Below are 12,133 nucleotides of genomic sequence, written 5' to 3'. Positions count from 1 at the left end.
GAAGCCTTGCAGGCGGCTTTGCACCGCCTAAGAAATTGCAACCGCGAATGTACGCAGGAAACCTACACAAAAAGCGTTGTTTTCCAGTATCCTGCTGTAATGCATACGGAAATTACTGAGATTTTTTGAAAGCTCCTTCCGGCGTGGTTGGATCGGTTCTCAGAAAACGGGTTGTTTTACAAAGCTGTTTTCTGGGGCGCAACTCGAAGAAACGATTGAGGAAACAGTTATGGTGCAACAATATTTCTCAGAAGAGGAGTGGGCAGTTTTAACGCAAGCGCCTATGCAGGCAATTATTGCGCTGACGCTGGCTGATAAGACCGATCCTGTCTCTTTTATGAAAGAAGTGCAGGCGGGTGTCAAAATCCTGGCTGTTGAGCAGCAGCGTCAAGATCTTCCGCCCGATGGGTTGGTGAGTTCGGTAGTCTCAGCGCTGAATGAAGTTGACCTGGCGGATAGTACTCCGGCTGATTCACTTTTGCTTAAGAAGGAGTTTCAAATTCTCCGCTATATTCGTGATTTGAAAAACGCATCTGAAGGACGAAATGCGGCGATCGCCCATTTTGATAAAGTCAAATCGGTGCTGGCGGCGAAGGTAACGGGGGTGCAAGCCAATGAGTACAGGGGCTGGCTATTGGCGATCGCCACCAAGGTCGCCGAAGCCGTGAAAGAAGGCGGCTTTCTGGGGATTGGCGGCGAGAAGATCAGCCAAGCCGAAGCCTCGGTTCTCCGCAAGCTTGAAGATGCCTTAACACCCTAGTCTAGCCTTGGTTCACCATTAATTTTGGTGCTAATCATCAGTGCAAAGGTCTGACGGTTTCAACTAGAAAGAACGGCTTCTTTCGCAGTGCTATAGGGACTTAAGAATAGAAAGACTGCTCCCTTTTACCGAGCCAGATCGTTTTAACGTTGATTGCATGAATCGTCCTAACCTGTTGTTTGATCTCGCTGATTGGTTTTTAAGTAGTTAACTTTGGAGGAGTGGCTATGATTGGACTTTTAATTTCGATTTTGGTGTTGGCAATTAGCCTGCTGATTATCTCTAAACTCCCTCTGGGAATTGACATTGACAATCCCGGTGCGGCCCTGTTTGCGGGTGCCATTATTGGGGTGCTGAATGGCATTTGGTACGCCTTTCCGCAGTTTATTCGCACGGCCTCCTGGCTGTTTACCCTGGGCATTGTGCCGCTGCTGGGTTCGGTCATTGTGTTTGGTCTGGCGGCCCTGCTGACTCAGGGCTTCCGCCTGCGCTGGGGCATCGGCAGCGCCATTTTGGGGGCGATCGCCCTAGCCTTCGTTAGCTCGATTTTGAACTATATCCTGTCGGCAACGGGTCTGCTGCCTGCGGGTGCGGTGTAGGTTACCCCGATTCAGCCGGTTTCACGACGCGATAAAGCCCATCACAAGATAAAGCCCGTCACAAACAGCGATGCCAGTCCTGCCACGATCATCAGCAGGGCTGGCATTGGCTTTCGGGTTTTAATCCAGCGCATAATAAAAACGACCACCAGTGTCCCAGTGATCAGCGCGGCCAGCCCCCGCGCCCAGGGTATGCCCGCTGCTTGCAAGATCCCTGACAAAAGGAGCAGCGCGCCGCTGATGCCGCCGGAGATGAGCGAGGCCCGGCTGCTCGCCTGCCGATAGCCAATGATGCCGCCGACCAGCGCCAGTAAGCCATAGGCGATCGCCGCAATTGCGCTGGGAGTAGGCACCATTGGAGAAGTTCATGTCTAAAAAACTTTGGCGAGCAATAAGCAACTGGCGATCGCACGCTCCCCAGCTCGATCTCCAACTGCTTACTGCCTGCTTAACAGTATTACAGCGTTTGGTGACAAATCCCTGCGCTCTGTAACGCTTGTTTATTACGATTTACCACCGTAAAAGAAAGCGATTTCTTTATCCTTCAGCGGGGCAAAGTCGGCCGCAATCAACATCTGATTTAGCTCGTCCTGAGGAATGTGCTTTGCGCCGATGCGGACGATGCGCGATCGCATGGTGTTGCTTACGCCGCTGCGCTGCCGACCCGCCTCCAGCCCCATCACTCGACTGTAGAGGTCTAATTTGGCTTGGGGAATGGGCGACCCGTCAAAATCAATGCCACGGGCGATCGCCTCGTCCACTGCGTCAGCCCCTCCATAATTAGGCATTTCTGTTGGTGTTTCTGAATTAGACATTTCCGGGCTAGCCATAGAAAAGCGTGTAGTTTTGGTCATCTGGGAGCATTTTATCAATCGATGTCGCCTCCTCTCAGGAGGCTGGGCACTCTGAGCTTAGAGAATTCAGGAGATAGCCAACGCAGGGCCTTGGAGCGGTGCTATATTCCAGTCTCTAAGTAGTCCAGCCTCTAACTTTGTTTTGCCCTGCGTCCGAGTCTTCTCAATTCAGGTTCCCAGAGTATTTAGAAACCTTGCACCGCTGTTTTTCAAACCGCACGTTTACATGCGAGTTCCGCTTCCAGTTAGCATCTTCTTGATTCTTGGAGGAATCACAACCCTGCTGTTTGCTGGCTCATCAACGATTCTGCTCAACAGCGCCCGTCAGGTCGAAAGGCTGACCCTGACGAGAAACTTGGATCAGGTTGAGCGAGCACTTCAAAATCAAATCGACATTCTGGGCAATGCCGCTACAGACTATGCCATTTGGGACGAGACCTACGCCTATGCCCAGGGTCAAAAGCCAGACTACATCAGCAATTCGATTGGCGACGTTACCTTCACATCGACTCAGGCAGACTGGATGGCGATCGCCCGCGACCCCCAAACCCTACTCTATAGCGCCGCCTACGACTATTCCAGTGGACAAATCAACAGCCCTGCTGATGAAGTCTTTCAGGATGCGCTGATGGCGCTGCCCAAGCTGTTTCAGGTAGGGCGAGAACCGTCAAATCCTCAGGGCATCGTGCTGATTTCTGGACAGCTAACGCTGCTCGTTAGTCGCCCTATTCTGAGAAGTAACGGCAGTGGCCCCGCTGTCGGCAGCTTTATTTTTGGACAAACGCTAGATGCCGATAAGCTTGCTAAGCTCTCCGAATCGACCCAACTGTCGCTATCGCTGCATCCACTCACAGGCCCCACCCATCAGCAAGCCCTAACTCAGCTAAAAACAGGGCAATCGGAGATAGTCATTCCGCTTACAGCGCAGGCGATCGCCGCTTACCGCCTTATCTATGACCTGCACCGCCGGCCCGTCATGTTGCTGCGGATCGATGCGCCCCGACCTGTCTATCAGCAGATGTTGCTGGGTCTGCGCTATTTGGGGTTGTCGCTGATGGGCGCAGGAGCCGTGTCGGGGCTGATTATCTGGCGGCTGCTAGAGCGATCGCTCCGATACCTGCGAGAGCGCGATCGCATCCAGCAAGCCCTCCAGCAAGAAGCCGCCCTGCGTCAGTCAGAACTGCGCTACCGCGAAAAAGCTGAAGAACTCGAACGCACCCTCCAGGAACTTCGCAAAACCCAGGCCCAACTGCTCCACAGCGAAAAAATGTCCGGCTTAGGGCAACTCGTCGCAGGCATCGCCCACGAAATCAACAACCCCATCGGCTTCATCTACGGCAACATCACCCACGCTCGCCAATATGCCCATGCTCTGCTCGACCTAATCGCTCTTTATCAGCAGCACATTCCCCATCCCCCACAACCCGTGCAAGAGGCGCAAGCCAGCATAGATCTACCGTTCATCACTGCCGATCTGCCCAAACTGCTCAACTCCATGCGGGTCGGAGCCGAGCGCATCCGTACTATCGTCCTCTCACTCCGCACCTTTTCCCACATGGATGAGGCAGGACTGAAGCGAGTCGAAATTCATAACGGCATCGACAGCACACTGCTAGTCTTGCAGCATCGGCTTCAAACGTCTGCCAGCGGTTCTGCTATTCAAGTTACAACTGACTACAGCGATTTGCCTCTTGTAGAGTGCTACCCCAGCCAAATCAACCAGGTGGTTCTGAACATCCTCAACAATGCCATTGATGCTCTTCAGACTCCGCGAATTCCCAGCGGATTCCTATCAGATTCCTCCCCTCCCCTGATCCATATTCAGACTCGATATCTGGAGGACAGGGAGGGCAAAGGAGGCAAAGCGGGTAAGGAGGGAAGCACTGATGGACACATCCAAATCCGCATCGCCAACAACGGCCCCCCAATCCCCGAAGATCTCCAATCCCGCCTGTTCGATCCCTTCTTCACCACCAAGCCCGTCGGCCAGGGCACAGGCCTCGGACTCGCCATGTGCTACCAAATCATCGTCGAAACCCACCACGGCATCCTCCGTTGTAATTCTGCCCCAGGACACCACACCGAATTCATCATTCAAATTCCTGTATCCCAGACAACCAAACGGTTTAAGGCATAAAGAAAATCTTTGATGAACTGCCCTTTCTGAAAAACTTGTCTACTCTGATAAGGAACAGACAGTCCCAAAAATCTATATAAAGCCTTGGGGTCGTGTGGGCTTTGCCTGCATTCGTCCTCTGTGAAGCACTTTGGAATTTGGTTCGGCGTTGTCCAGCAGTAAGCAAGTAGGCAGAATCTATGGCACAGAGCTTTGGTCTCATTGGTTTGGCCGTGATGGGCGAAAACCTCGCACTCAACATCGAGCGCAACGGCTATTCAATGGCGGTCTACAACCGCACTGGTTCGGTTACAGAAGAATTTATGAGAACGCGGGCCGCAGGGAAAAACTTCGTCGCCTCCTACACCCTGCCTGAGTTTGTGCAATCCCTAGAGCGCCCTCGCAAAATCCTGATCATGGTCAAGGCTGGTGCCCCTGTTGATGCTGTAATCGAACAGCTTAAGCCCCTGCTTGAACCCGGCGACATGATCATCGACGGCGGCAACTCCCTCTACGAAGACACCGAGCGTCGCGTCAAGGATTTAGAATCCACCGGATTACGCTTTATTGGCATGGGCGTGAGCGGTGGCGAAGAAGGCGCGCTGAACGGGCCCAGCCTCATGCCCGGTGGCACCGAAGCCGCCTATCGCGAAATCGAACCCATTGTCACCAAAATTGCCGCCCAAGTAGACGACGGCCCCTGCGTCACCTACATTGGCCCCGGCGGCTCCGGGCACTACGTCAAGATGGTTCATAACGGCATTGAGTACGGTGACATGCAGCTCATTGCCGAAGCCTACGACCTGCTGAAAAATGCAGGCGGACTGACCAACGAGCAACTCCACGCCGCCTTCGCCGAGTGGAACACCACCGACGAACTCAACTCGTTCCTGATCGAAATTACCGCCGACATCTTCCAGAAGATTGACCCCGACACAGGCAAGCACCTGGTGGATTTCATCCTGGATGCGGCTGGGCAAAAAGGCACGGGTCGCTGGACGGTAATGAGCGCCCTAGAACTGGGTGTCAGCATTCCCACTATCATCGCAGCGGTGAATGCTCGAATCATCTCCTCCATCAAAGAAGAGCGGGTTGCAGCATCCAAGGAACTGACGGGGCCCAGCGGACTCTATGAAGGCGACCAGCAAACTTTTATTAACATGGTGCGGGATGCGCTCTACTGTTCCAAGATTTGCTCCTACGCCCAAGGCATGGCGCTGCTGGCCAAGGCTTCGCAAGAGTTTAACTACAACCTTAACCTGGGCGAAATGGCCCGCATCTGGAAGGGTGGCTGCATTATCCGTGCGGGCTTCTTGAACAAAATCAAGAAAGCCTACGACGAGAACCCTGCTCTCCCTAACCTGCTGCTGGCTCCAGAGTTCAAGCAGACCATTCTGGATCGTCAGGCGGCCTGGCGTGAAGTTATTATGACCGCTGCTAAGGTTGGCATTCCGGTGCCCGCCTTCAGCGCCTCGTTGGACTATTTCGACAGCTACCGCCGCGCCACCCTGCCGCAAAACCTCACCCAGGCTCAGCGCGACTACTTTGGGGCGCACACCTACCAGCGCATCGACAAAGCAGGCACGTTCCACACTGAATGGGCCCCCGAAGCACCCGCACTGGCTAGTGTCAGCTAAGGGTTAGAAGCGCTTTTCCTGCAAGAAACCGCCGCTTGGGTTGCCAGGCGACGGTTTCTTAATTCTCAAAACTTTTTAGTTCTAAAAATTTTGAGGTTTGCAGCGCAGCACTCAGAGATTCGTAACAGACTGGCAGCAGTCAGAACTATCAAAAATTCTGGAAGCTTTGACCAAGCTAACTGAACAAGCTAACTGTCGTCCAAAGCTCCTGCCGTCCACCATCCGGCTATTCCACCACACCCAAGACCGGTGCTTTGGCGCTGGAAACAACTCCATCAAGCAATCCACCCGCATAGGTTGAGGAATGCGTGAGTGCAAATTGCTGATAAGACGTTTGCATTTGAGCATTCACGGCAACAGTCTTGGCATCATACATCTGCATGGCAGGCTTGGGATATAGCCCGATCGCCACAATCAGCGCTAAGAAGCAAACGGCGATAAATAATTCTCGTGGTTTAGCATCCTCAAATTTCGCATCTGCTGGCAACACGCAGTTGGTGCCAAAGCAGGCAGCTTCCTCATTGCCCTGACGCTTCATTTCAAAATCGCCCAGGTCACAGGACGGAACTACGTCGCACATTAGCTCGGCGCTCGTGCCAAAAAAGACCTGACGTAGCATTGACAGTAAATAGATTGGCGTAAGGATTAGGCCGACTGCGGAGAGAAACACCGTTACCGTGCGGAAGGTAGAACCGTAGACATCGCTCGTCGTCATGCCCATGAACACGGCGATTTCTCCAGCAAATCCGCTCATTCCGGGCAGCGCCAGCGAAGCCATTGCGCCAGCCGTGAATAGGGCAAACACGCGAGGCATCACCTGTCCGATGCCGCCCATCTTGTCCATCATCATGGTGTGGGTGCGGTCGTAGGTTACGCCGGCCAGGAAGAACAGCATCGAAGCAATCAGCCCGTGGGAAATCATTTGCAGCATTGCGCCGCTCACGCCGATATCGGTGAAGGAAGCAATGCCTAGCAACACAAAGCCCATGTGGGAAATGGAGGAGTAGGCGAGGCGACGTTTCATGTTCGTCTGCCCGAAGGAATTGAGCGCACCGTAGACGATGTTGACTGCACCAAGGATAGCCAGAACCGGAGCGAAATAGACGTGAGCGTTGGGCAGAAGCTCCATATTCAAACGGATTAGCCCATAGCCACCCATTTTCAGCAGCACACCTGCCAGGATCATCGATACTGGGGAGGAAGCTTCGCCGTGAGCATCGGGGAGCCAGGTGTGCATCGGGAAGATGGCCAGCTTAACGCCGAAGGAGATTAGCAGCCCTGCGTAGAGCAGCAGTTCCATTGGCAGGGAGAAGTCCTTGAGGCGGAGGGCGGCAATGTCAAACGTAGTAGTGTCGCCGGAGAAAGCCATCGCCAGACCGGCCACTAGAATAAAGATAGAGGCGATCGCCGTGTACATTAGAAACTTCATCGCCGCGTAGCGACGGTTTTGCCCGCCCCAGATGCACACCAGCAGGTACACGGGAATTAGCTCCACTTCCCACATGATGAAAAACAGCAGGAGATCCTGAGCAACAAACACGCCCACCTGCGCCGCGTATAGCACCAGCATCAGCGCGTAGAACAGGCGCGGTCGCCGATCGACACCCCAAGCGGCAAACATCGACAGCGTGGTCACAAAGCCAGCCAGCAGCACCAGCGGCACCGACAAGCCATCCACCGAAACCGTCCAGCTTAGCCCAAGCTGCGACATCCACCGGAAGGTTTCCACCATCTGAAAGTCTGCGACAGTGGGGTCATAGTGAGTCCAGAAGGCGAAACACATCAGCACAAAGTCCGCCAACCCCACAGCGAGGGCGTACCAACGGACAATTCTGCCGTCTTTGTCCGGCAGCAAGGGAATTAGGAGCGCAGCCGCCAGGGGCAGCAGAACGATGGAGGTTAACCAGGGAAAGTCGGTCATGGCGATGAAGCGAATGTAATGAGAATAAATACCTATTGGTCTTGTAAAGTTATTTTACTAAACTTTTCGACTTGCACACACCAATTTTTTCAAGGCGAATCAGTATTAGATTTTGGGTCAACCTTAGAGAGAACTCTGGGTTTTTGTCAGAACCGGAGAATTTCTCTCTCAAAACATTCCTCACCCAAACATTCCTCAGATCGTCCTCAAATGCCCCAAATGGGATGAAATTTAGGCAGAGACAGCCTATTTCATGAAGCTTTTATGTAAAACCAGTGCAGTTGTCCCCTGTTCTGGGCATTCTGAGCCAAGATCAGGATAGATAGTGAACCTCCGAGCTATGGCTTTTTCTGACCCTTCTCACCAAATTTCGTCCGAGCAGACCGCCAGCCGCACGCCCGACCGCTTTCGCCCGGCGACCGATTTCCCCAGAGACGTGTCCCAACTTCAGCGGGCAGAGCTAGAGCGCACCTACCTGGAAATGCGAGAGTGCCTAGTTTTTACTAATCGCAGCCGGGGGCAACTGCTTCGCCGCAACGAGGAGCATAAGCAAACGTCGCTGCAACTCAGAGCAGATGTTGCCAAGCTGCAAGTGTCTATCCAGAAGCTAGCGCAGGAAAAACAGCAGCTTGCTGCTTCGAGCCAAGAGCTGCTGCGAGGAATGGAGCAAGAACTGATGGCGATGGGCAGTCGCCTAGAAACGCTGTCATCGGCTTTCGATGCGGTGGCGGATGTGGAAACGGCAGACCGGATGCAGTGGAGCTTTTTGACGCTGCCGCAGCGGTTTTTGAATTTCCTGAATGCGGTTCGCGGTATTGTGAACTGGTGGCGCGAGGAGCAGGGCATCGAACCTACGCCGCCACAGCCTGTGCTGCCTTCTGCGGAGCCAAAGCTGACCCCAGAAGAGGAGGCGCAGAAGCGGAAGGATGATTCGCAAATGTACACAGACCAAGCTTCTGTAGGGCGATCGCTCCTTGATCGATAACTCTCATGGGCAAGAAGCGCATCAACCAACTGCTGAACCAGCTCAAGGAAAACCAGCAGGCCGAACTCCGCAACGCCGCCGCGATTTACTCTGTGGCACAGATTGCAGTGGATGAACTGGAGGCGATCGCCACCACTGGTTTACCCAAGCCAGAACGGGCGATTCGCGAAGCGATCCCTGCGGGAATCGCCCCTGCGACTCCAGCGCCTGCCTTGCCTGCGGCTGTGCCAACCCAACTCACTCAAGCGGAACTGCTGCAACGCTACGGTTCGTATAACGGCTGTCGCAGCGCGGCCAAAGCGCTGGGCATCCATTTTCCTAAAAATCCTAGTTGGCCCCAGCTCATCGCTGCATTTTCCTACATCGATACGTTTCGCCAACTCATCCACGACTACGCCCAACAGCAGGAGATTCGCAATCTTGCTGGTGTCTGGTTCACAGTCACGCTGAGGTAAGCCAAAGTAACCAAGCTGAGTCCTCAGGGTATGTATAGTGCATGTATAAAGTAAACTCTTTAGCCTAATAGCTATCCGGATTTCTGCGGTTCGCATTTGTTTCTCTCTATATCGAGTCGCTGAGGCAGACAGGCAGAAAATGGACAGATTAATCGTAAAGCTGATCGGGCTGGCGCTTTTAGTAGGCGGAATCTACTTCCTGGGCAAGAACGTGTTTTTTGCAACTAGCCTGGCCTTTTATTGGCGCAATCTTCCGGCGACGGGTTCGCTGCTCTGTCTGATGGGCGGCGTGGTCTCGCTGATTTTTTTCCCTCGGCAAACCGGGAGTTTGGGCTGGGGTCTGCTGGCTGTGGGCATTTTGCTGGTCTTTTTGAGTGGGGGTGCATACTTGCTGCCCACCAGCCTGTGGCACTTTGTGGTGTCTTTTGGGGCGATCGCCGCTGGTTTCAAGCTCTTCACCGAGGAGCGCATCCGGTTTTAGAACTCCTGTCTTTCGGGGCCAATCGAGGTTCAGCTATCGCTAACTCAGCGAAAAAACAGGCAAAAAACAGCAGTGGGGAAAGAAACTGGCTTTCTCACCCCACTGCTTAAAATTTATTTGCCAAAACTTATGTGCCATGCATACATCACACGTACACATGAAGTATTAAACTGAGCCTTCGCCTTAAACCTGCGATGCAAAGACTTGCTGCAAAGACATATCGAGGCTTAACACTAAACTCGTAGCTGATCACCAAACCTAACGGAAACGGCGCTTCCGACGAGCCATAATCGCCTTGCGCTTGCGCTTTTCCAGAGGAGTCTCGAAGTGACGGTGGCTCTTCACATCGGCCAAGATTCCCGCCTTGGAAACCTGACGCTTGAACCGTCGCAGTGCCGACTCAATCCCTTCGTTTTCTCCTAAGACCACCTGGGTCATGCAAAACACTCCTTAACTGATTGCAGAAAATGGTTTAGTCACTTTTCTAAGAATACCGCGTTTTATCCATCCTATGCTACCCTTACCGCGCAGTTTGAAAGGTTAGCATGGGAAGGCGCTTATGAAGAACTGAACAAAGCCGGAAACCCGGCAGCGTTGTGATTTGAGGGCAAGTGATTTGAAGTTAAGTGGGTTGAGGTCTAGAAATTAAGTTAAGAAGGACAAATCGACGGAGCCAAAATTAACGCTGAGCGCTACGTTTAGATTTTCCAGCGCCTCAATGAGCCAGCTCACTGCATCACGAGAACAAGATTCGTAATGGCTGAATAAAATTGAGAAGCGCCGTTCCAGGGCGGGCTTGACCTTGCGACACAGCAGCACAATCTTGAGCAGTAGTCCTGTCGTCAGCATCGGGCCAAGATTCGTCAATAGATCTACGAAGACAAAATGCTTAGGGTGCTGAGCGCTGTCTACCACCAGGAAATTCAGCAGATGACTACAGGTGCGAACGAGCAAGAAGTCGTTAAGGCGCTGGTCGTCGCTGTCGGGCATGATGTCCTTTAGATAGCCGTAGAGTTGGTTGTTGAACTGTCTGCGCCCATACTCCGGATCGACGGACGACGTGATGTATTCGTACAGGTCGTTCTTAAAATCGGCGAAACAGTGCGTGTAGTTGCTCTGGGCCAGAAAATTTTGAGCCAAATCTTTGTAGCTGCGGCTTCCTTCGATTTTGCCGGTGTAGTGGCGCACCACGCGATTCAAGTCTTGATCTTCTAAGAGGGTGGGGTTAGAGACTGGGTGAATCAGTCGAGGAGTCGAAGGCGTGGCGATCGCCCCCACAAAGGCATTTTCGGCCGCCCGATCTTGACGCACCTGATAGGTCAGATATTGCGACAGGTCAACCTCAAACTTGTGCTGCCGCGATGCCCGTACTTGGCGAACCGTGTTCTGCTGCTCACGGGTGCAGTCTTCGCTGATCAGGCAATGCTCGTATAGGTAGGGATAGCGCGGAATCAAAGTGCCCAGGGGGCGTTGTCCGTTGCCCTGCTGCGCCTCGGCGGCCTCGCTCAACACTTGGGCCAGGCGACGCAGCGTCAAATATTGCTCGGTTTCGGTGAATTGGCGAGTCAACTCCCGGAGGCGGCGGAGCGATCGCGAGCGGTGGATGCTGATCTGGCTCTGGGCTTGGGCAGCATTGTTTTCAAACAGTTCAATTAGCTTGGGGATGGCCAACTGAGACTGCGATCGCGCCTGCCAGCGGTTAATCAAGATGTGGCAACAGCGGTTTAAGACATAGCGAAATTCTTCGGACGCAAGGCGAGAGGCTGTGACCTTATCAAGCGCCGCCACGATATCGGGATCACTATAGCGAGAGCCATCAATAAACAGCGCATGAAAGCGATCGACCATCTGCTCTGGCGTTTCATGCTCAATCCAGTGCAGGAGATGGTCGTAGATCGTCTGCTCTTCCAGACTAATTTGCCGATAATAGTGATCAACTTGCGTGGTTACCACAACCTAATGCTCCCTTGTCAAACCAAGCCTCAAACTCAGCTTCCGAACCCGCTAAAGCGAACTGTGATAGTAGACAAACCCCAGTGATCAAGCAGCGACTCAGCGGCTAGAACTCAAATGTGAAACCCGAAGTGCAAATTGAGAGCTGCGCTGAGAGCAATACCGAAAGCAACACATTCCTGGCGTTGAGCCTTGCCGTCGATCTCTGCGTAACTTGCTGCTTAACCTTTGCATGTATTTACCCGATTGCATTAAATGCTATCAGAGGCTTTTACGCCTTCGGTGTGACTGAAGTCACGCCAAGCTTAAAGCTTTGATGAACTTCATTGGCGAGATCCTGACATCTGTCAAGGAACCCCATGCGTCTTATAT

At 53.2% G+C, this 12,133-nt stretch carries 12 protein-coding genes; 7 read left to right on the top strand and 5 right to left on the bottom strand.

Annotated elements, in window-relative coordinates; genetic code table 11:
• The first annotated feature begins 229 nt into the window (after positions 1-229).
• Together HPC62_RS21175 and HPC62_RS21170 are read left to right on the top strand one after the other, a co-directional pair.
• The gene (locus HPC62_RS21175) at positions 230-760 is read left to right on the top strand and encodes a hypothetical protein (protein ID WP_172358401.1); all 531 of its coding nucleotides are present in this window, start codon (positions 230-232) and stop codon (positions 758-760) included.
• 227 nt (positions 761-987) lie between these two features.
• Positions 988-1,359 (top strand): phage holin family protein, encoded by a 372-nt coding sequence (locus HPC62_RS21170; protein ID WP_172358400.1) that lies wholly within the window; start codon positions 988-990, stop codon positions 1,357-1,359.
• A gap of 41 nt (positions 1,360-1,400) precedes the next feature.
• Here HPC62_RS21170 and HPC62_RS21165 read toward each other — a convergent pair whose 3' ends face one another.
• Complete coding sequence (locus HPC62_RS21165; RefSeq protein ID WP_172358399.1) at positions 1,401-1,715, bottom strand: TMEM14 family protein; 315 nt, start codon at positions 1,713-1,715, stop codon at positions 1,401-1,403.
• 147 nt (positions 1,716-1,862) lie between these two features.
• A complete protein-coding gene (locus HPC62_RS21160; protein ID WP_225906807.1) occupies positions 1,863-2,147 on the bottom strand; it encodes a small RNA NsiR4-regulated ssr1528 family protein in 285 nt (94 codons plus the stop codon).
• Positions 2,148-2,469: 322 nt separating this feature from the next.
• Between HPC62_RS21160 and HPC62_RS21155 the strand changes: the two genes are divergently transcribed.
• The gene (locus HPC62_RS21155; protein WP_172358398.1) at positions 2,470-4,350 is read left to right on the top strand and encodes a CHASE4 domain-containing protein; all 1,881 of its coding nucleotides are present in this window, start codon (positions 2,470-2,472) and stop codon (positions 4,348-4,350) included.
• A gap of 179 nt (positions 4,351-4,529) precedes the next feature.
• The gene (gene gndA / locus HPC62_RS21150; RefSeq protein ID WP_172358397.1) at positions 4,530-5,966 is read left to right on the top strand and encodes an NADP-dependent phosphogluconate dehydrogenase; all 1,437 of its coding nucleotides are present in this window, start codon (positions 4,530-4,532) and stop codon (positions 5,964-5,966) included.
• A 226-nt stretch (positions 5,967-6,192) separates the two neighbouring features.
• Here gndA and HPC62_RS21145 read toward each other — a convergent pair whose 3' ends face one another.
• Positions 6,193-7,887, bottom strand: coding sequence for an NAD(P)H-quinone oxidoreductase subunit 4 (locus tag HPC62_RS21145; RefSeq protein ID WP_172358396.1), 1,695 nt, complete (start codon positions 7,885-7,887; stop codon positions 6,193-6,195).
• 340 nt (positions 7,888-8,227) lie between these two features.
• Here HPC62_RS21145 and HPC62_RS21140 point away from each other — a divergent pair, with 340 nt between their 5' ends.
• The 3 genes from HPC62_RS21140 (at position 8,228) to HPC62_RS21130 (ending at position 9,808) form a co-directional block, all read left to right on the top strand.
• Positions 8,228-8,872 carry a hypothetical protein gene (locus HPC62_RS21140; RefSeq protein ID WP_172358395.1) on the top strand — a complete coding sequence of 215 codons (645 nt, stop codon included), beginning with the start codon at positions 8,228-8,230 and terminating at the stop codon, positions 8,870-8,872.
• 5 nt (positions 8,873-8,877) lie between these two features.
• Positions 8,878-9,327 (top strand): hypothetical protein, encoded by a 450-nt coding sequence (locus HPC62_RS21135; protein WP_172358394.1) that lies wholly within the window; start codon positions 8,878-8,880, stop codon positions 9,325-9,327.
• A gap of 139 nt (positions 9,328-9,466) precedes the next feature.
• Positions 9,467-9,808 (top strand): hypothetical protein, encoded by a 342-nt coding sequence (locus HPC62_RS21130; RefSeq protein WP_172358393.1) that lies wholly within the window; start codon positions 9,467-9,469, stop codon positions 9,806-9,808.
• A 258-nt stretch (positions 9,809-10,066) separates the two neighbouring features.
• Here the strand turns inward: HPC62_RS21130 and rpsU are convergent, their stop codons facing one another.
• Both rpsU and HPC62_RS21120 read right to left on the bottom strand, forming a co-directional pair.
• Positions 10,067-10,246: a 30S ribosomal protein S21 gene (gene rpsU / locus HPC62_RS21125; protein ID WP_058881784.1), complete on the bottom strand. Its 180-nt coding sequence runs from the start codon at positions 10,244-10,246 to the stop codon at positions 10,067-10,069.
• Positions 10,247-10,453: 207 nt separating this feature from the next.
• On the bottom strand, positions 10,454-11,761 hold the full coding sequence (locus HPC62_RS21120) for a hypothetical protein (RefSeq protein WP_172358392.1): 1,308 nt from the start codon (positions 11,759-11,761) through the stop codon (positions 10,454-10,456).
• Positions 11,762-12,133: the final 372 nt, after the last annotated feature.

The organism is Thermoleptolyngbya sichuanensis A183 (assembly GCF_013177315.1).
GTDB classification, from domain to species: domain Bacteria; phylum Cyanobacteriota; class Cyanobacteriia; order Elainellales; family Elainellaceae; genus Thermoleptolyngbya; species Thermoleptolyngbya sichuanensis.
Note: the sequence above shows the minus strand (reverse complement) of the source record. Positions and strands in the feature narration are given on the sequence as shown.